Origin of the sequence: Streptomyces sp. DSM 41931, from assembly GCF_050271085.1 — a bacterium.
GTDB lineage: Bacteria > Actinomycetota > Actinomycetes > Streptomycetales > Streptomycetaceae > Streptomyces > Streptomyces albogriseolus.
The window spans coordinates 2077000-2096482 of sequence record NZ_CP189902.1 but is presented as its reverse complement, the minus strand read 5'-3'; the positions used below and the strand labels follow the sequence as shown (position 1 = coordinate 2096482).

17 protein-coding genes are annotated in these 19483 nt (G+C 72.3%); 7 read left to right on the top strand and 10 right to left on the bottom strand.

What is annotated here, in order from left to right; translation table 11 throughout:
• Positions 1–23 precede the first annotated feature (23 nt).
• The 3 genes from ACP7TJ_RS09825 to ACP7TJ_RS09815 are packed head-to-tail and all read left to right on the top strand — an operon-like array spanning position 24 to position 2605.
• The gene (locus tag ACP7TJ_RS09825; RefSeq protein ID WP_167743050.1) at positions 24–572 is read left to right on the top strand and encodes a nuclear transport factor 2 family protein; all 549 of its coding nucleotides are present in this window, start codon (positions 24–26) and stop codon (positions 570–572) included.
• A 48-nt stretch (positions 573–620) separates the two neighbouring features.
• On the top strand, positions 621–1307 hold the full coding sequence (locus tag ACP7TJ_RS09820) for a hypothetical protein (RefSeq protein WP_266396735.1): 687 nt from the start codon (positions 621–623) through the stop codon (positions 1305–1307).
• A 50-nt stretch (positions 1308–1357) separates the two neighbouring features.
• The gene (locus ACP7TJ_RS09815) at positions 1358–2605 is read left to right on the top strand and encodes a lytic murein transglycosylase (RefSeq protein ID WP_427762823.1); all 1248 of its coding nucleotides are present in this window, start codon (positions 1358–1360) and stop codon (positions 2603–2605) included.
• 32 nt (positions 2606–2637) lie between these two features.
• On the opposite strand, the gene ACP7TJ_RS09810 is transcribed toward ACP7TJ_RS09815, so the two are convergent.
• The 8 genes from ACP7TJ_RS09810 to ACP7TJ_RS09775 all read right to left on the bottom strand — a co-directional run bounded on the left by ACP7TJ_RS09810 (position 2638) and on the right by ACP7TJ_RS09775 (position 13237).
• Complete coding sequence (locus tag ACP7TJ_RS09810; protein ID WP_193457586.1) at positions 2638–4374, bottom strand: pyridoxal phosphate-dependent aminotransferase; 1737 nt, start codon at positions 4372–4374, stop codon at positions 2638–2640.
• Between the two features lie 217 nt (positions 4375–4591).
• Positions 4592–5746, bottom strand: coding sequence for an aldose epimerase family protein (locus ACP7TJ_RS09805; protein ID WP_193457585.1), 1155 nt, complete (start codon positions 5744–5746; stop codon positions 4592–4594).
• A 56-nt stretch (positions 5747–5802) separates the two neighbouring features.
• Positions 5803–7044, bottom strand: coding sequence for a multiple monosaccharide ABC transporter permease (mmsB, locus tag ACP7TJ_RS09800; RefSeq protein WP_193457584.1), 1242 nt, complete (start codon positions 7042–7044; stop codon positions 5803–5805).
• Complete coding sequence (mmsA, locus tag ACP7TJ_RS09795) at positions 7041–8591, bottom strand: multiple monosaccharide ABC transporter ATP-binding protein (protein ID WP_189910164.1); 1551 nt, start codon at positions 8589–8591, stop codon at positions 7041–7043. Before mmsA ends, mmsB begins: the two co-directional genes overlap by 4 nt.
• 32 nt (positions 8592–8623) lie before the next feature.
• Positions 8624–9736, bottom strand: a complete 1113-nt coding sequence (chvE, locus tag ACP7TJ_RS09790) for a multiple monosaccharide ABC transporter substrate-binding protein (RefSeq protein ID WP_093768001.1) — start codon at positions 9734–9736, stop codon at positions 8624–8626.
• Positions 9737–9929: 193 nt separating this feature from the next.
• A complete protein-coding gene (locus ACP7TJ_RS09785) occupies positions 9930–10898 on the bottom strand; it encodes a hypothetical protein (RefSeq protein WP_093767734.1) in 969 nt (322 codons plus the stop codon).
• A 171-nt stretch (positions 10899–11069) separates the two neighbouring features.
• The gene (locus tag ACP7TJ_RS09780) at positions 11070–12074 is read right to left on the bottom strand and encodes a zinc-dependent alcohol dehydrogenase (protein ID WP_093767735.1); all 1005 of its coding nucleotides are present in this window, start codon (positions 12072–12074) and stop codon (positions 11070–11072) included.
• Positions 12071–13237, bottom strand: coding sequence for a mandelate racemase/muconate lactonizing enzyme family protein (locus ACP7TJ_RS09775; protein WP_093767736.1), 1167 nt, complete (start codon positions 13235–13237; stop codon positions 12071–12073). The genes ACP7TJ_RS09780 and ACP7TJ_RS09775 overlap by 4 nt, the downstream gene beginning before the upstream one ends.
• A 241-nt stretch (positions 13238–13478) precedes the next feature.
• On the opposite strand from ACP7TJ_RS09775, the gene ACP7TJ_RS09770 reads away from it, so the two are divergent.
• Positions 13479–14309 (top strand): SCO2400 family protein, encoded by an 831-nt coding sequence (locus ACP7TJ_RS09770; RefSeq protein ID WP_387618634.1) that lies wholly within the window; start codon positions 13479–13481, stop codon positions 14307–14309.
• A 216-nt stretch (positions 14310–14525) separates the two neighbouring features.
• Here the strand turns inward: ACP7TJ_RS09770 and ACP7TJ_RS09765 are convergent, their stop codons facing one another.
• Positions 14526–14972 (bottom strand): MarR family winged helix-turn-helix transcriptional regulator, encoded by a 447-nt coding sequence (locus ACP7TJ_RS09765; protein ID WP_427762819.1) that lies wholly within the window; start codon positions 14970–14972, stop codon positions 14526–14528.
• Between the two features lie 91 nt (positions 14973–15063).
• Here ACP7TJ_RS09765 and ACP7TJ_RS09760 point away from each other — a divergent pair, with 91 nt between their 5' ends.
• Positions 15064–16086: an NADP-dependent oxidoreductase gene (locus ACP7TJ_RS09760; protein ID WP_427762817.1), complete on the top strand. Its 1023-nt coding sequence runs from the start codon at positions 15064–15066 to the stop codon at positions 16084–16086.
• Between the two features lie 81 nt (positions 16087–16167).
• Here the strand turns inward: ACP7TJ_RS09760 and ACP7TJ_RS09755 are convergent, their stop codons facing one another.
• A complete protein-coding gene (locus ACP7TJ_RS09755; RefSeq protein WP_176710865.1) occupies positions 16168–16770 on the bottom strand; it encodes a helix-turn-helix domain-containing protein in 603 nt (200 codons plus the stop codon).
• Positions 16771–16920: 150 nt separating this feature from the next.
• On the opposite strand from ACP7TJ_RS09755, the gene ACP7TJ_RS09750 reads away from it, so the two are divergent.
• Positions 16921–18519 carry an MFS transporter gene (locus ACP7TJ_RS09750; protein ID WP_427762815.1) on the top strand — a complete coding sequence of 533 codons (1599 nt, stop codon included), beginning with the start codon at positions 16921–16923 and terminating at the stop codon, positions 18517–18519.
• A gap of 126 nt (positions 18520–18645) precedes the next feature.
• Positions 18646–19440, top strand: coding sequence for an EI24 domain-containing protein (locus ACP7TJ_RS09745; RefSeq protein WP_189910168.1), 795 nt, complete (start codon positions 18646–18648; stop codon positions 19438–19440).
• Positions 19441–19483: the final 43 nt, after the last annotated feature.

Below are 19483 nucleotides of genomic sequence, written 5' to 3'. Positions count from 1 at the left end.
TGCGCGGGAGACAGGAGCACCCCATGGACCGACCGGTCCGCCGCCTCACGGCGAGCCGCTTCCGGACGCCGTACGCGCCCGCTCTCGCCCTCGTCCTCGTCGCCGGCGGTCTCGCCGCGTGGGCGGGCCAGGACTGGTACGGGGCGGCCCACGACGACCGGGCCGCCTACGCCGTGCAGCGGGACGAGGCGCTCGCCGCGGGGGAACAGGCCGTGCAGAACCTCAACACGCTCGACCACCGTGACCTGGACCAGGGACTCGACCTCTGGGAGGCGTCGACGACCGGGGAACTGCACGAGCAACTCGGTTCCGGCAGAGCCGACTTCGCCGAGCGGGTGCGGGAGGCGAAGACGGTCAGCACGGCCCGGGTGCTGTCCGGCGCGGTCACCGAACTCGACGAGCGCGCCGGCCGTGCCCGGGTGCTGGTCGCCCTGCGCGTCACCGTCAGGGCGTCCGACGGGACGCGCACGGACAAGGACAGCCGCATGCTCGGCGAACTCACCCGGACCGACGGCCGGTGGAAGCTGAGCGCCCTCGGCCAGGCTCCCGTGGGCGGCGCACCGGCCGGCTGACCGGTCCCGTACCGCACGAGCCGGCCGCAGCGAGGAGGACACCCCAGCATGTCGACGACCCGTCACCACATCAACCGCCAGCGGCGCCGTCAGGCCCGCGTGGCCCGGCCCGCCGCGACCGCGACACCCGCCCCGCGCGGCCCCGGACCGGCCACGGACGGGGAGAGCAGGACCGTGCGGTCCCGGCCGCGCCGTCCCGTGGGCCTGGTGGCGCTCTGCGCGCTGACGCTGCTCCTCGGCGCGTTCGCGGGCTGGGCCCACGCGGAGGCCGAGTCGCTCCGCGCCGAGCCCGCGCGGAGCAACACCGCACTGACCGACCTCGCCAGGACCAGCGAGATCAAGGGACAGGTGGCCGAGGCCGTCGACCGGCTCTTCTCCTACGACCACGCCGATCCCGGCGCGTTCGACAAGGCCGCGAAGGACCTCCTGACGGGGAGGGCCGTCACCCAGCACCGTGACCTGCTCGCCGACGTCCGGGAGCGGGCCGACGCGCAGAAGGCCGTGATCACCACGACCGTCACGGAGACCGGGGTCGAACGCATCGACGGCGACCGGGCCCGGGTCCTCGTCTACGCCGACCAGAGCAGCGTCGCCACCGCGGGCGGGAAGGCGGGCGAGCAGCGGAACGCGGCGCGGGACGAGGGCGTGTACGCGGCGGCCATGCTCGCGGTGGACGTCGTGCACCGCGACGGCCGCTGGCTCGTCTCCGGCCTCGACACCTTCGGCCGCCCCTGACCACACCCCGCGCCTCCGCGCCACAGACGGATCCGACAGGAGTGACGCCCATGTCCGTACGCCGATCCCGACGCCGGTACTCCGGCCGGGCCCGCAGGGGACTGCGCACGACCGTGCTCGCCGTGGCGGTCATGACGGCCCTGACCGCTTCCCAGGGGCCCGGCCTCGTCCGGGACGCCGTGAAGGACCGGGCCGAACCGGCGGGTGGCGGCGGGGCGCCGCAGGCCGCGGGCGACCCGTACGCCGGACTCGCTCCGCCGGGTGACGGTTCGTACCACACCGAACTCCCGCCGCTGCGCACCGCGAAGGCCGTCACCGCCGCCTCGCCCGTGCTCGGGCGGGAGGTCCGCGTCCAGTCCGGCATCCCGGCCACCGTGCTGCGCGCCTACCGTGCCGCCGAGACCTCGGTCGCGAGGACGGACCCCGGCTGCCGGCTGCCCTGGGAGCTGCTGGCCGCCATCGGCAAGGTCGAGTCCGGTCAGGCGCGCGGCGGCGCGGTCGACCGGGACGGCACGACCCTGGGCCGCATCACCGGCCCGGCCCTCGACGGACGTGGTTTCGCCTTGATCCGGGACACGGACGGGGGCGCCCACGACGGTGACACGGTCTACGACCGGGCGGTGGGCCCGATGCAGTTCCTGCCGTCCACCTGGGCCCGCTGGGGCACGGACGGCAACGGCGACGGCCGCGCCGACCCGAACAACGTCTTCGACGCCGCGCTGGCGGCCGGACACTACCTGTGCGCGGGCGACCGGAACCTGGGCCGTCCCGCGGACCTGGACCGGGCGGTCCTGAGCTACAACCACTCCCGCTCCTACCTGCGCCTGGTCAGGTACTGGCTGGCGTTCTACCGCCACGGGGTCCACACCGTGCCCGACGGCAAGGGCGCCGTACCCCGCAGCCCGGGCGCGGGCGGCGACACCCCGGCGACCGAGCCGGTCGACGGCGGGAGCGGGGGCCGCGGCGGAGGCGTCGTCATCGGACCGCAGCCCAGCCCTTCCCCCGGCACCGGACCGTCCCCGCGTCCTTCCCCGTCCGCCCCGGACGTCCCGGACCCCACGTCGTCGCCCGGTCCCAGCACGTCCCCGACCGGCACACCGACGGACCCCCCGACGAGCCAGGAGCCCACGGAGCCTCCCGCAGAGACGCCGACCGAGACCGCGGAGCCCTCGCCGGACCCGACCACCTCGGCCCCCTGCTCCCCGGAGCCGACCGTCCCCGGCCCCGAGCCCACGGCCTCCCCGTCCGGCCCCGGCACACCCTGCCCGACCCCGACGGAGACCACGCCAGGCCCGTAGGGGAGGCGGCCCCAGGCGCCCGGCCGGGCGCCTCAGCCCGCGGCCTGTCCCATCCCCGCCGCGTCCGGCCAGCTCTGTGCCCCCGGCCAGCCCGTCGCCGGGGCCATGGACAGCCCGTCGGTGCCGCGCACCTGGGCCGCCGTCAGCCCGCCGCGCGCCGGCACACCGGGCGGGGTGGGGCCGGTGGGCATCTGCGCGGCCGCCGGCATCGGAGCGGGGGCGGGCATCGGAGCGGGGGTGGGCGCCGGGAACGCGGCCGCCGGGGCGAGGGGCGGGGCGGCCGGGGCGGGCCGCGCGGCCGGTTCCGGGAACCCGGCCGGCTGCGGGAGCTGCTGCGGCACGGGCTGCGGCTGGGGCACCGACTGCGGAACGGGCTGCGGCACCGGCTGCGGCACGGGCTGCGGCCGGGGCACCTCCTGCGGGACGGGCCGGGCCTCCGGCTGGGGCAGCCCGGCCGCGGCCGGCGCCGGCATCACGCCGCCCGCGCCCACCGCCGGGGCGGACGCGGCGGCGGGGAGCGGCATGCCGACGCCGGCGGCCTGTGCGAGGCCGCGCGTCCCGGCCCCGTTGGTCTCGCTCACCAGGCGGTCCACCGCCGCCGTGCCCGAGCTGTAGGCGGTCCCTGTGGCCTGCTCGGGCACGGCGGCTCCCCTCCTGGACGTCCCGTAGAGCACCTGTTCCAGGCCGGTCACCAGGCGACGGACGTCGACCTGGGGGCGCACCACGAGACGCAGGAAGCGGCTGGACGAGCCGATCTTGTTGCCGCACTCACGCACCAGGATCCGGTGCTCGGTGAGCAGCCGGTCCCGCACCACGGTCCCCTCGGCGCCCACGGGCAGGCGCACGAAGAGGAAGTTGCCCTGCGAGGGGTAGACGGTGAGACCGGGCAGGGAGGAGAGCTGGCCGGACATGTCCATCCGGTCGCGGCGCACCTGGTGCAGGCTCTGCGCGTACTCGGCGCCGTGCTCCTTCAGCATGAACACCACGTGCTCGGCGAAGGAGTTGAGGTTCCACTTGGGCAGCATCGAGCGTACCCGCCCGGCCAGCGCCGGGTTGGCGACCAGATAGCCGAAGCGGATGCCGTGCAGGCCGAAGTTCTTGCCGAGGCTGCGCAGCACGATGACGTTGGGGCGCAGCATCGCCTCCTGCACCACGCTCGGCTCGTTCTCGGCGTCGGCGAACTCCAGGAACGACTCGTCGATCACCACCAGGTCCAGGTCGGCCATGGCGTCCATGAACTGCACGACCGCGTGCTTGTGCAGGAAGCCGCCGTCGGGGTTGTTCGGGTTGCAGATGACGGCGACCCGGGTGCCGCGGGCGCGGATGAACTCGGCGTACTGCGCGAGGTCCAGGGCGAAGCCGCTGGACTCCTGGAGCGGGAACATGTCGACCCGCTTGCCGGTCTCCATCGGCTGGTCGGTCCAGCGGCCGAACGTCGGCACCGGCACGGCGAGCGACTCGCGCACCAGCAGATGGTCGATCCAGGTGATGAGTTCCGTCGAGCCGTTGCCCATCGCCACGCACTGCGGCGGCAGTCGCAGCAGACTGCACAGCTCGGCGGTGATGGTGTCGGCGCTGCTCGGGTAGTACGTGACGATGTCGCGCAGCCGGGCCGCCATCTCCTCGAACATGGCGGGGGTGGGGAAGTACGGGTTGCAGGGAATGCAGAAGTCCACCGGGCCGGCCCCGTCGCTCTCCCTCGTCAGCGCCGCCATCGACGGGCTGTGCGCCGCGGTGCTGCGGAACAACGAGGTGACGTTGTCGGCCAAGGGAACCTCCGTGTGCGGCGGGCCTGCCGGGGACGTGACGGGCCCGTCATGCCTGGGTGGCCCGCGCGGGGGAGCGCGGGCCACCCAGGAGTACGGAGCGGACCGGGGCGCCGTTCAGCACGTGTGAGGAAAATGTGAGGACGCTTCGTGAGCGTGCTCACACCGAAACCGCTCACAGCGCGACGCCCGTGCCGAGACGCTCACACCGGCACGCGGTTCACGTCCCGAAGGTGTGCACGGTCGTCGTCCGGTACGTCTCGCCGGGCCGCAGCACGGTCGAGGGGAACGCCGGCTGGTTGGGGGAGTCCGGGAAGTGCTGGGTCTCCAGGCACAGTCCGTCGCCCTGCCGGTACACCCGGCCGCCGCTGCCGACGAGGGTGCCGTCGAGGAAGTTGCCGGAGTAGAACTGCAGGCCCGGCTCGTTCGTCGCGATGCGCAGGGTGCGGCCGGAGGCCGGGTCGCGCAGGGTCGCCGCGTGCTCCGGGCGGGCGGTGACGCCCTTGTCCAGCACCCAGTTGTGGTCGAAGCCCTGCCCGTACAGCAGTTGCTGGTGGGCGGTGCGGATGTCCCGGCCGACCGGCTTCACCCGCCGGAAGTCGAACGGGGTGCCGGCGACCTTCGCCTGTTCGCCCGTGGGGATCAGGCCCGCGTCCACCGGGGTGTAGCGGGAGGCGGCGATCGACAGCTCGTGGTCCATGATGCTGCCGCTGCCCTCGCCGGCCAGGTTCCAGTAGACGTGGCTGGTGAGGTTGACGACCGTGGGCCGGTCGGTGACGGCCTCGTAGTCGACGCGCCAGTCGCCGCCCCGGGTCAGGGTGTACGTCACCTTCGTGCGCAGGGTGCCCGGGTAGCCCATCTCACCGTCGACGGAGGTGTGGTACAGGTGCAGGCCGACGTCCGAGCCGCGGGTGAACGGCTCGACGTCCCACACCCGCTTGTCGAAGCCCTGCGCGCCGCCGTGCAGGCTGTTCTCGCCGTCGTTGACGGAGAGCTGGTACCGGGTGCCGTCGAGGGTGAAGGTCCCCTTGCCGATGCGGTTGCCGTACCGGCCGATCAGGGCGCCGAAGTACGGGCTGGAGGCGACGTACTCCTCCAGGGTGCGCAGGCCGAGGGAGACGTTGGCGCGCCGGCCGCGCCGGTCGGGGATCTCCAGCGAGTGGACGATGCCGCCGTAGGAGAGGACCTCCATCCGGGTGCCGCCGTTCTCCAGGGTCCAGCGGTCCACCCGGGTACCGTCGGCGAGCCTGCCGAACAGCTCCCGGACCGGCCTGCCCCGGCCACCGGGCGAGGCGTGCGCCGTTCCGCCCCAGGCCGTGGCGGCCACTGAGGCCGCGGCGGCTCCCGCGATGACCGTGCGTCTGTTCAGTTCCATCAGTGCGGCTCCCTGAAGGGAAGGGGGCCCCGCCGTGTGGCGGGGCCCGGGCTGACTTACGAACCGACCTTGCGCTTGTTCCACACGTCGAAGCCGACCGCGGCCAGCAGGACCAGGCCCTTGATGACCTGCTGCCAGTCGGTGCCGACGCCGACGAGGTTCATGCCGTTGTTCAGCACGCCCAGGACCAGACCGCCGATGATGGCGCCGAGCACGGTGCCGACACCGCCGGCCATCGACGCGCCGCCGATGAACGCGGCGGCGATCGCCTCCAGCTCGAAGTTGAGACCGGCCTTGGGAGAGGCCGCGTTGAAGCGGGCGGCGAACACCAGACCCGCCAGGGCCGCGAGCATGCCCATGTTCAGGAAGACCAGGAAGGTGACCTTCTTGTCCCGCACACCCGACAGCTTGGCCGCGGGCAGGTTGCCGCCGATGGCGTAGATGTGGCGGCCGATGACGGCGTTGCGCATCATGTAGCCGAACCCGACCAGCAGCACGCCGAGGATCAGCAGCACGATCGGGGCGCCCTTGTAGCTGGCCAGCAGCATCGTCACCACGAGGACGGCCGCGGCGAGCGCGACGAGCTTCAGCAGGAACAGCTTGGCGGGCAGGACGTCGAGGTCGAACTCCTTCTGCCGCCTGCGGTCGCGCACCTCCTGGAGGACGACGAGGGCGATCAGCGCGAAGCCGAGCAGCAGAGTGAGGTTGTGATAGTTGGTCTCCGGCCCGACCTCGGGCATGAAGCCGTTGGCGACCTTCTGCAGACCCCTGGGGAACGGGCCGAGGGTCTGACCCTCCAGGAAGATTTCGGTGAGACCGCGGAAGGTCAGCATGCCCGCGAGGGTCACGATGAACGACGGTATGCCGCCGTAGGCGATGAACCACCCCTGCACGGCGCCCGCGATGGCACCCACGGCCAGACACAGCACCACCGCCACCGGCCAGGGCAGGTCGTTCCTGACCATGAACACCGCGGCCATGGAGCCGACGAACGCCGTCAGCGAGCCGACCGACAGGTCGATGTGGCCGGAGATGATGACCAGCATCATGCCGATCGCGAGAATCAGGATGTAGCTGTTCTGCAGCACCAGGTTGGAGACGTTGCGCGGCAGCAGCAGGTCGCCGTCGGTCCACACGGCGAACAGCGCCACGATCAGGCCGAGCGCCATCAGCATGCCGTACTGCCGCATGTTGCGGCGCATGCCGTCCAGCATCAGCTGGAGCAGGCCGTCACCGCCGCCCGTCCCGTTCCGGCCCGGCGGCGCGGCGGCCGGGGTCTTGTCGGTGACTGTGCTCATCGGGATACCTCTTTGTCCTTCGTCATCTGACGCATCAGCGATTCCTGGGAGGCCTCGGCCCTCGAGAACTCACCGGTCAGCCTTCCTGCGGCCATCGTGTAGATGCGGTCGCACATGCCGAGCAGCTCCGGCAGTTCGGAGGAGATGAAGACGACCGCCTTGCCCTCGGCGGCCAGCTGGTCGATGACCGTGTAGATCTCGTACTTGGCTCCGACGTCGATGCCGCGCGTCGGTTCGTCGAGGATCAGCACATCGGGACCGGCGAAGATCCATTTGCTGAGCACGACCTTCTGCTGGTTGCCGCCGGACAGCTTGCCCACCGGCTCGAACACCGTCGGCGCCTTGATGTTCATGGACGTCCGGAAGCCCTCGGCGACCTGACGCTCCTGGTGCTCGTCCACGACGCCCCGCTTGGCGACCCTGGCGAGGGCGCTGAGCGAGATGTTGCGGTTGATGGTGTCGATGAGGTTCAGGCCGTAGTGCTTGCGGTCCTCGGTGACGTAGGCGATGCCGTGTCCCACCGCCTCGGGGACGGTCTTGGTACGGATCTCCTTGCCGTCCTTGAGGACCGTGCCGCCCGCGTGCCGGCCGTAGGTACGGCCGAAGACGCTCATCGCGAGTTCGGTGCGCCCGGCTCCCATCAGTCCGGCGATCCCGACGATCTCGCCGCGCCGGACGGTCAGCGACACGTCGTCGACGACCTTGCGCTGCTGGTCGATCGGGTGGTGCACGGTCCAGTTGCGGATCTCCAGGGCCGGGGCGGTGCCCTCCTCCGGATGGTGCGGGGTGCGCTCCGGGAAACGGTGTTCCAGGTCGCGGCCGACCATCCCGCTGATGATCCGGTCCTCGGTGGTCTCCGGGGCCTTCACGTCGAGCGTCTCGATGGTCCGCCCGTCGCGCAGGATGGTCACCGAGTCGGCGACCCTGCGGATCTCGTTCAGCTTGTGGGAGATGATGATCGCGGTGATGCCCTGTTCCTTCAACTGCAGGATCAGGTCGAGGAGTTTGCCGCTGTCCTCATCGTTGAGCGCCGCGGTCGGCTCGTCGAGGATGAGCAGCTTCACCTTCTTCGACAGCGCCTTGGCGATCTCCACCAGCTGCTGCTTGCCCACGCCGATGTCGGCGACGCGGGTCTCCGGGTGCTCGTCGAGCCCGACCCGGCGCAGCAGCTCGGTGGCGTGCCTGAGGGTCTCGTTCCAGTTGATGAAGCCGCGTGTGGCGTGTTCGTTGCCGAGGAAGATGTTCTCGGCGATCGAGAGATAGGGCACCAGGGCCAGCTCCTGGTGGATGATCACGATGCCGTGCTGTTCGCTGGCCCGGATGTCCTTGAACCGGCAGACCTCCTCCTCGAAGAGGATCTCCCCCTCGTAGGTGCCGTGCGGGTGGACGCCGGAGAGGACCTTCATCAGGGTCGACTTGCCGGCGCCGTTCTCGCCGCAGATGGCGTGGACCTCGCCCCGCTGGACGGTCAGGCTGACGTCCGACAGCGCCTTGACGCCGGGAAAGGTCTTGACGATCGAGCGCATTTCCAGGACGGGTCCCGCCATGGTCGTGCCTTCCAATCAGTGGATTACGGAGGTCAGTTGAGGTCGCTTTCCTTGATGTATCCGGAGTCGACGAGCGCCTTCTTGTAGTTGTCCTTGTCCACCGCCACCGGCTCCAGCAGGTAGGCGGGGACGACCTTGGCGCCGTTGTCGTAGCTCTTGGTGTCGTTCGTCTCGGGCTTCTTGTCGTTGAGCAGGGCGTCGACCATGTTGGAGGCGACCTTGGCGAGTTCGCGGAGGTCCTTGAAGACGGTCATCGACTGCTGGCCGGAGATGATCGACTTCACCGAGGCGACCTCGGCGTCCTGGCCGGTGACGACCGGCAGCGGCTTGTCCTTGCTGCCGTAGCCGTCCGACTTCAGGGCGGACAGGATGCCGATGGAGATGCCGTCGTACGGCGAGAGCACCGCGTCGACCCGGTCGCTGCGGTAGGCCGAGGTGAGGATGTCGTCCATGCGCTTCTGCGCGGTGCCGCCGTCCCAGCGCAGGGTGGTCACCTGATTGAGTTCCGCCTGGCCGGACTTGACGACGAGCTGCTTCTTGTCGATGAAGGGCTGCAGGACGCTCATGGCCCCGTTGAAGAAGTAACGGGTGTTGTTGTCGTCGTTGGAACCGGCGAACAACTCGATGTTGAAGGGGCCCTTCTTGCTGCCGTCCTTCAGACCGAGCTGCTCGACGATGTAGGTGCCCTGGAGCTGGCCGACCTTCTCGTTGTCGAACGAGGCGTAGTAGTCGACGTTCTCCGTGCCGAGGATGAGGCGGTCGTAGGAGACCACCGGGATGTCGGCGTCCTTCGCCTGCTGCATGACGTTGTTCAGCGACTTGTTGTCGATGGCCGCCACGATCAGGGCGTCCACGCCCTGCGTGATCATGTTCTCGATCTGCGAGACCTGCTGGTCGGGGTCGTCCTCGCCGAAGACCAGCTTGGTCTTGTAGCCCTTGGACTCGAGTTCCTTCACGACGTTGTCGCCGTCGGCGATCCAGCGCTCGGAGGACTTGGTCGGCATGGCGATGCCGATGGTGGCCCCCTCGGGGCCTCCCTTGTCCTCCTCGCTGCCGCCCTCGCTGTTCTGGCCGCAGGCGGTCAGGGCGAGGGCGAGGGTGACGGCGGTGGCCGTCGCGGCGAATGCGGCTCTGCGGTTGCGCATGATGATCATCCTTGATCGTCGGGCGGATTGAGCGGTTCGAGCGGATCGGTCGACTCGGTGGAGTCGGTGGTGCCGTGTGCGAGACGGTGACGGGATGTGCGGCCGAGGGGGGCGTCACCCCCGGGGCCGGGCAACGGGTGTGTGGGATTGTGCGCGGCTGTGTCCACTTGTGTGAAGCCGCGTTTCCGGAACGTTATGACGGGATGCCGAACCTGCGCAGATCACCCGGCAGCCGCGAACCGAGCGGCGCCATACCGCCGTCCGCGCCGTGCCGCGCCAGCAGGTCCAGCGCCAGCCGGCCGCGCCGCACCCGCTCCTTCGCCGTGGCCAGCGCGACCTCCCGCAGGTGGTGGCCGTACGGGTAGATGCCGGGCGCCTTGGCCAGCCCGAACTTCAGGTACACCGGGGCGCCGCGCCGGATCAGCTCGGCCACCTCGTACATCCGCACATAACCGCCCAGGTCGTCGGGCGCCTCGATGTACATGTCCATGGGAGCCGCCGACACCCGCCGGATCTCGGTGAGATGGGCGAGCGTCAGATCGCTGGGCACGTTGATGGAGTCTGCGCCGAGCTGCTCGTGCACGGCGAACGAGGCCGGGTTGACCGGACCGACGAGCGCCGACACCTTCAGGGTGGTGTCGGCCGGGAGGATGCCCGCCGCCCGCGCCCGGTGCAGCGTCCACAGCACGCCCTCGTCCGCCACCAGCAGGCACTTCACGCCCAGTTCGGTGGCGCGCACCGCGTCCTCCACGCAGCCCGCCACCGCGTCGTGGCCGCGGGCGCGCAGTCCGGCGCCGTGCGAGTCGGTCCGGGTGGAGCCGCCGATGTCCCAGGTGCCGCGCGGGCCGGTGAACAGGCAGAGCTCGATGTCCCGTGCGGCGGTGGCCTCGACCATCTCGGTGATCTCGGCGTCGGTCAGCATCCACACGCCGCTGCCCTGGCTGATCCGGTGCACCGGCACGTCGAGGCGCGAGGCCTCCTTCAGCACCACCGCCAGCGCCTCGGGCCCCTCGCACGAGGGGACCTCGGTGCGCCAGCGGCCGCCGCCGGGGAAGGAGTGCGGCGAGGCGTCGGCGGGGTCGAGGGCCGGCGCGCCCAGGCCGAGCGCGGTGAGCGCCTGCTCACCGGGTCTGCGGGGCGCCGTGACGGAAGCGTCGGTCACAGGGTGTCCTTCGTGTTCGATATACCGGACATGGTTCGCGGCCCGGGGTACGGGCCGGCCGCGGCCGGTGCGGTACGGGAGACAGAGGGCGGGAGGGAGGCGGCGCGGGCGGAGAGGCGGGCCGGGTGCGCCGGTCCGAGGGCGTCGCCCCGCCCTCGTACCGGAGCGGGCTCAGGGACGCAGCAGGACCTTGCCCACCTTCGGGTCGCCGGACCCCACCAGCTCGATGGCGTCCGGGAACGCGGCGAGCGGCAGTTCATGGGTGACCAGCGGCAGCGGGTCGAGCAGCCCGGCGCCGAACATCCGCACCGTGTGCGCCCAGGCGTCCGGCGGGGCGCCGAACACGGTGTGCACCTCCAGCTGCCGCACCACCAGGCCGGTCGGGTCGAGCCCGTCCGCGCCCGGCGCCGGGATGCCGGTGAGCACCAGCCGCCCGCCGCGCCGCAGCAGTCCGGCCGCGGTACGGGCCGCGTCGGCCGACCCCGCGGTCTCGATCACCACGTCGCAGTCGTCCGGGAGCGGCCGGTCCTTGGTGCGGAAGTCCGTGGCCCCGAACCGCCGGGACAGCGCCTCCCGGTCGTCCCGGGTGCCCACCACCAGCAGCTCGGCGGGCGAGGCGGCCTTCAGGAACTGCACCGCGAACATCCCCAGCGTGCCGGTGCCCACCACCGCGACCCGCTCGCCGGGCACCGCGCGCGCCTTCAGCGCGGCGGCGGCGATGCACGCCGCCGGCTCCAGCAGCGCCGCCGCGGTGAGGTCGGCGCCGTCCGGCAGGGGGTGCAGCAACCGCGCCGGCAGGGTGAGCGTCGGGGCCATGGCGCCCGGCCGGGTGAAGCCGGTCTCCTCGTAGCCCGCCGTGCACAGGGTCGTCTCACCGGCGTGACAGCGGTCGCACACCTGGCAGTTGCGGAAGCCCTCGCCGACGACCTTGCGCCCGACCAGGCTCGCGGGCACCCCGTCCCCGACGGCGGTGACGGTGCCGGACCACTCGTGGCCGGGGGTGAGCGGGTAACGGACGTATCCTTCCGGCCTGTTGCCCTGGTAGACCTCGCGGTCGCTGCCGCAGATGCCGACCGCGTGGACGCGCACCAGCGCCTCCCCGGCGGCCGGCCGACGCGGCTCGTGCGGCACCAGGCGGTGCTGTCCGGGCGCCTCGACGACGACGGCGGTGCTCACTGTTCCGCGCCCTTCGGCCTGCGCTGCTCCCAGCCCTCGGCCCACAGGTCGAACCGCGCCTGCTGCTGCGGGAACTCGGCGGCGGCGTCCACGTCCAGCTCGACGCCGAGACCGGGCGCGTCGGAGAGGTGGAAGCAGCCGTCCTCCGGGTCGACCACCGGCGCGCCCTTGACCACCTTCTTGATCTCCGCGTCCGCGAAGTCGTTGAAGTGCTCAAGGATCTTGAAGTTCGGGGTGGTGAAACCGACCTGGAGCGACGCGGCGGTGAGCACCGGGCCGCCGACGTTGTGCGGGGCGACCAGCATGTAGTGGGTCTCGGCGGTCGCCGCGAGCTTGCGGGTCTCCCAGATGCCGCCGATGTGGCCGACGTCGGGCTGGATGATGTCCACGGCCTGGTTCTCGAACAGCTCGCGGAACTCGATGCGGTCGTGGATGCGCTCACCGGTCGCGACCGGCATGTCCACCTTCGCGGCGACCTTCTCCAGCGCCTTGAGGTTCTCCGGCGGCACCGGCTCCTCCAGCCAGGCCGGCCGGAAGGGCGCCAGCTCGTGCGCGAGCCGGACGGCGGTGGCGGGGGAGAAGCGGCCGTGCATCTCCAGCATCAGCTCCGCCTCGGGACCGATCGCGTCCCGCACCGCCTCGATCAGGGAGACGGCGTACAGGGTCTCCTTGTGGTCGAGTTCGAAGTGACCCGTGCCGAACGGGTCGATCTTCAGCGCCCGGTACCCGCGCTCCCTCACCGTCCGCGCCGCCTTGTGGTACGCCTCCGGGGTGCGCTCGGTGGTGTACCAGCCGTTGGCGTACGCCTTCACCTTGTCGGTGACCTTGCCGCCCAGCAACTGCCAGACGGGGACGCCGAGCGCCTTGCCCTTGATGTCCCAGCAGGCCATCTCGACGACCGCGATCCCGGACATCACGATCTCGCCCGCGCGGCCGTAGTCGCCGTACTTCATGCGCCGGACCAGGTCCTCGACGGCGAACGGGTCCGAGCCGAGGACGTGGTTGGCCTCGGCCTCCTTCAAGTAGCCCAGGAGCGCGTCGGTGTGGCCGAGCATCCTGGTCTCGCCGACTCCGGTGATCCCCTCGTCGGTGTGCACCTGGACGTACGTCAGGTTGCGCCACGGCGTCCCGACCACGTGTGTGCTGATTCCGGTGATGCGCACGGCAGTTGCCCCTCGCTGCGGTGGTGGACTGTCATCGGCGTGTGTGACGGTTCGCCGCGTTCGATATTTCGTCACACGTTCGAAATGCTGGCGAGACAGTAAGGACGGTACGGCGGGGGTGTCAATGGGTCGCGCGCTTATCGGTTTCGGCACTTTCGAAACCATTGCGTAAGGGTCCGCACCAAACCTTCACAGCAAGGCCTAGGAACCGGACCGGACCGGAACCTAACCTTCCCGCGTCATGGACTTTTGCCACCCGTGCCGACGGCACCTCAACGGCGCTCTGGCCTGCCCTGGTTGCGGCACGCCCGTCGAGACGCTGCGCGCCCAGCAGTGGGCGGCGCCGGCGGGCCCTGCGGGCGAGACCCCTGGCACGTCCGCATCCGCGGGGAGCGCCGACAACGATGCCTACGCCGACAGCGGTGCGCATGCCGACGACGGACCGGACGACGCGCGCGAGGAGCGGGAGGACGTCGAGTCCGATGCCCCGCTCGGACGGCGCGCCGCCCGGCGCCGGGGCCGGGAGCCGGAGGAGGGCGAGGACCGGCACGGCGGGCAGAGCCGCCGGGACCGCAAGGCGGCCGCCCACCGGCGCCGGCGCAACCGCACCCTGCTGATCGTCGCGGGCTTCGTCCTCGCGGCCGGCGGACTGAGCCTGGCGGAACTGGGACTGGACGCGCCCGGTTCCGATCCGCGTCCTGCGGTGGCGGGCGAGGAGTCGGTCGACGGGGGCGCGGAGGAGGTCGAACCGAGCGCGTCGGCGAGCGGGAGCGCCCCGGGTCAGGGAGAGCCGGGCGCGTCGCCCAGCCCCGGGGCGTCGGGGTCCGCCTCGGCGTCCGCGTCCGCCTCCGCCTCCGGGGACGAGGAGTCGGAAGGTCCGGAGGAGGAGACGGCGCAGGCGTCCGCGTCGTCCGCGCCGGAGGACACGCCGACGACCGGGCCGACGACGGCGCCGACCGTGGAGGACCCGCCGGCGACGGACGCCCCCGACCCCGACCCGACCACCGACGAACCCGAGCCGGAACCCGAACCCTCGGAGACGTGCGACAGGTTCCTCTGGTGGTGCACCTGAGCCGCGGCCGCCCCGCACGGATGCCGCCGCCCCACGCACGCACGACGAGAGCCGCCCGCCCCGGTCCGCCGCCCGGGTCCCCTTCGGGCCGCAGCGCGCCCCGGGCCGCCCGCCCCCTGCCGCAGCCCGGCCCGGGCCGCCGGTTCCGGCGGGCACGCCGGGCAGCCGTCGCACGGGTGACGGCGACCCCGCGCCCGCTCCTCCCGCCGGAGGGCGCTAGCCCTCCGGCCCCAGCATCCGCCGCAGCGCGTCCCGCAGGGCCACCCGCTCCTGCTCCGACAGCCCCGCGAGCGGCTCGCGGGCGAACCGCAGGGACTCCTGGAGGCCGCGCGCCACCCGGCGCCCCTCGGCCGTCGCCGCCGCCAGCTTCACGCGCCGGTCCGCCGGGTCCGGGCGGCGCTCCACCAGGCCGCGGGCCTCCAGCCGGTCCACGATGCCGGTGACGTTCGACGGCTCGCACTTCAGCCGCTGCGCCAGCCTCCGCATGGGCAGCGGCTCCAGGCTGAGCAAGCTCAGCAGCCGCGCCTGCGCGCCGGTCAGCGCGTGCTCGGCGGCGGCCTCCTCGTACTCCTCGTGGTAGCGCGCCACGACCGCGCCGATCAGCTCGACGACGTCCAGGGTGAGAGCGTCGGGACGGCTGGGCGCGGAACGGGGTGTGGCCATGCGCACCAGGGTACCCGTGTGCTTGACATGATGAAATATTCAGTCGCATGGTTGTTTCAGGTGCTGAAGTATTCGAGGAAAGGTGCTCCCCATGACCGACACCCCCACGCCCCCCGCCACCGCCCGTGAGTGGCACCTGCTGAGCCGGCCGGTCGGCTGGCCCGAACCGGAGAACTTCGCGCTGGTCGAGGCGGAGGTCCGCACCCCGGGCGAGGGCCAGGTGCTGGTGCGCAACGAGTACCTCTCCGTCGACCCGTACATGCGCGGCCGGATGAGCGCCGCCAAGTCCTACGTCGCCCCGTACGAGCTGGGCAAGGCCATGCAGGGCGGCGCCGTCGGCGAGGTCGTCGCGTCGAACGCCGAGGGGATCTCCGTCGGCGACCACGTGCTGCACTTCCTCGGCTGGCGTGAGTACGCCGTCGTGGACGCGAAGACCGCCGTCAAGGTGGACCCGCAGGCCGCGCCCCTGTCGGCGTACCTGGGCGTGCTGGGCATGACCGGCCTCACCGCCTACGCGGGCCTGCTGCGCACCGCCTCCTTCAAGGAGGGCGACTCCGTCTTCGTGTCCGGCGCGGCCGGCGCCGTCGGCAGCCAGGTCGGCCAGATCGCCAAGCTCAAGGGCGCCTCCCGGGTGATCGGCTCCGCCGGCTCGGACGAGAAGGTCAAGCTCCTCATCGAGGAGTACGGCTTCGACGCCGCGTTCAACTACAAGAACGGCCCCGTGAGCGAGCAGCTGCGCGCCGCCGCCCCCGACGGCGTCGACGTGTACTTCGACAACGTGGGCGGCGACCACCTGGAGGCGGCCATCGGCAGCCTGAACCGGGACGGCCGCATCGCCGTCTGCGGCGCGATCTCCGTCTACAACAACACCGAGCCCGCGCCCGGCCCGAGGAACCTCGCCCGCCTCATCCAGACCCGCGGCCGCATCGAGGGCTTCCTGGTCGGCGACCACTACGACCTCCAGCCGCAGTTCGTCCAGGAGGTCGGCGCCTGGGTCCGCTCGGGCGAGCTGAAGTACCGCGAGACCGTCGTCGAGGGCATCGAGAACAACCTGGAGGCATTCCTCGGCGTCCTGCGCGGCGACAACACCGGAAAGATGATCGTCAAGCTCTGACGACAGGGCTCCCCGGAGCCGCTGGACCGCACCCGGCCGCACGATCCGTGCCGCCGGGTGCGGTCCTTTCGCGTGGGGCGCCTACGCGCCCCGCGGACCTGCGCCCCCCTCCGTGCGGTCGCCGGTGTCCCGCTGGTGGCCGCGGCGGGCGTCGCGGTCGAAGATGCCCAGGATCTCGCACGGGCCGCCCTCCGCCCCGATCGCGTGCGGCGTCATGGTGGGGAACTCGGCGGCCTGGTTGGTCTCGACGCGGTACCGCCGGTGCCCGAGCATCAGGACCGCGGTTCCGGAGAGCACGACCAGCCATTCCCGGCCGGGGTGGGCGCGCATCCGGGCGGGACTGTCGGGCGGGGGAGCGGTCAGCCGCTGACGCACCACGCTCATCCCGGGGTCGCCCTTCACGGGCCAGCGCATCAGGCCGTGGGCGCCGTCGACCATCGGGCTGACGACGACGTCGTCGTCGGCGTTCTCCACGAGCTGGTCCAGGGTGGTGTCCAGGGCCCTGGCGAGGACGACGAGCTGGTCCAGGGCGAGCCGGCGCTGTCCGTTCTCGATCCGGCTCAGTGAGGACTGGCTGAGGTTGGCCCGGGTCGCCAGTTCCTCCAGGGACCACCCCTGCGCGACCCGCAGCGCCCGGATCCGTTTGCGTACGAGGCCGTCCAAGCCGCCGTCTTCTTGCGTCATGGGCAACATCGTATGCCCTTGCCGCAATACGGGCTTAGCGTCGGGGCGGAGCGGGGCGGCGGTCCGCGCGTCCGCCGCCCCGCGTCGTCCCCCTTCGGCGGCCGGCCCTGCTCCGGCGCCGATCCCGCATGCCCTTTCCCGGAGGAGAACATGAGCAGCGACCAGCCCTTCCGGGCGGCGGACGCGCCACCGAGCGGCACCGGAACGCCGGACGCGCGACGACTGCGCGCGGTCCTGACCGCCGTGTCGATCGCGCTGATGGCCGTCGTCGCGTCGGTGTCCGGCCTGAACGTCGCCCAGACCCACATGGCCGTCGAGTGGGGCGCCTCCCAGACGACCGTCCTGTGGATCGTCAACGTCTACACCCTCACCCTGGCCGCCCTCCTCCTGCCGCTCGGCGCGGTCGGCGACCGCCTGGGCCGCAAGCCGGTGCTGATCGCGGGGCTGGTCCTCTTCGGCGCGGCCGGTGTGGTGGCGGCGTTCGCTCCGTCGGCCGCCGTGATGATCGGCGCCCGGGTGGCCGCGGGCGCCGGCGCCGCCATGATCATGCCGATCACGCTGGCCGTGATCACCTCCACGTTCCCCGAGGAGGAACGCGGCAAGGCGATCGGCGTGTGGACCGGGGTGGCCGGAGGCGGCGGCATCCTCGGGATGTTCCTCTCCGCGCTCCTCGTGGATGTCGCGGACTGGCGGTGGCTGTTCGCGCTGCCCGTGGCGCTGGCGGCCGTGGCGCTGGTGACGACCGTGACGTCGGTGCCCGACTCCCGCGAACGCCCCGCCTCCTCCTTCGACACGGGAGGCGCGCTGCTGTCCGCCGTCGCCGTCGTCGGCCTGATCTTCGTCCTCCAGGAAGGCCCCGAGCGCGGCTGGACCGCCCCCCGGACGCTCACCGGCCTCGCGGCAGGACTGGCCGCGGCCGTCGCCTTCGTGGCCTGGGAGCTGCGCCGACGTGACGCCTCGCTGCTGGACGTACGCCTCTTCCGCGAGCGCGGTCTGGCCGGCGGCTCCCTCACCCTGCTCGTCGTGTTCGGGGTCCAGGCCGGTGTCGCCGTCGTGCTGTTCCCGTTCTTCCAGGCCGTGCTGGGCTGGTCGGGCCTGCTGTCCACGGCGGCGATGATGCCCATGGCCGTCACCATGATGGTGACGTCCGGGCTGGCCCCCAGGGCGGCCGCCGCGATCGGCGCGCGGTCCACCATGACGGCGGGCATCGCCCTGTCCGCCCTCGGCCTCACACTGATGGCCCTGTTCGTCTCCGTCGACGGCGGCTACCTGTCCGTGCTGCCCGGCACCCTCGCCATGGGCGCGGGCATGGGCCTGTCGATGACGCCCTCCACCGAGGCGATCACCGCCTCCCTGCCCCGCGACCGGCAGGGCGTCGCCTCGGCCCTCAACGACATCACCCGGGAGTTCGGCACGGCCCTGGGTGTGGCCCTGCTCGGCGCGCTCGTGGCCGGCGGATACCGGGCCGCCGTCGACGACCGGCTCGACGGCATCCCCCGGAAGGCCGCGGACACCGCGCGGGAGGGAGTCGCCAACGCCGTCGAGGTGGCCCCGAGCACCGGCGGACACGCCCGGGACCTGGTGCACGCCGCCCAGGAGTCCTTCGTCGACGGCTGGCAGCGGGCCATGTGGGCGGGCGTCGCCGTCATGACCGTCCTGCTGGTCCTCGTCGCCCTGCGCGGACCGGACGGCTCGCACCGCCCCGCCCCGGACGAGGAGGAGGCCGCCGAGGCCGCCCCCGCCCGGTGACATCCGGGCCGGGACGGCCGTGACGCCCGCCCGGCCGGTGTCGTTGCGTACGGCGGGGGCCGCACCCTTGGACGTGGGGTGCGGCCCCCGCCCGTCACCCGTCCGGGCTCCCGCTACAGTCCTCCCATGCGCGATCTCGGGGCGGGTTTCCGGTACTTGTTGAAGGGCCAGCGGTGGGTCGGCCGGCACGGCAGGCAGTACGGCTTCGGGCTGCTGCCCGGCCTGATCACCCTGGTGCTGTACGCGGCCACCCTGGTCGCGCTCGCCCTGTGGGGCGCGGACCTCGTCGGCTGGGCGACGCCGTTCGCCGACGACTGGGCCGACCCCTGGGCGGGCCTCTTCCGCGGCTTCCTCACCGCCGTGCTGTTCGCGCTCGCCCTGCTGCTGAGCGTGCTCACCTTCACCGCGATGACCCTGCTCATCGGGCAGCCGTTCTACGAAAGCCTCTCCGAGAAGGTCGACCGGGACGTCTCGCCCGACGGCACCGCGCCCGAGTCCCGCCTGCCGCTGTGGCGGGAGCTGTGGATCTCCGCCCGCGACAGCCTGCGCATCGTCCTGCGGGCCGCCGTGTGGGCGGTGCTGCTGTTCGCGCTCGGGTTCGTCCCCGTGGCCGGGCAGACCGTCGTCCCGGTGATCGGATTCCTCGTCACCGGCTTCTTCCTCACCGAGGAGCTGACCGCCGTCGCCCTCCAGCGGCGCGGCGTCGAGGTGCGTGACCGGCTGGCGCTGCTGCGCTCCCGCAAGACGCTCGTCTGGGGCTTCGGCACGCCCCTCGCGCTGGCGTTCCTCGTGCCGTTCGTCGCGGTGTTCCTGATGCCCGGCGCGGTCGCCGGCGCCACCCTCATGGCACGCGACCTGATGGGCGAGGAGACCGAGGAAGGCGACGGGGCCGCGAAGCAGCAGGGCGTCCACCTCCCCTAGGGACGCGGGGAACCGCGTGAACCGGGGGTCCCGGGGGCGGAGC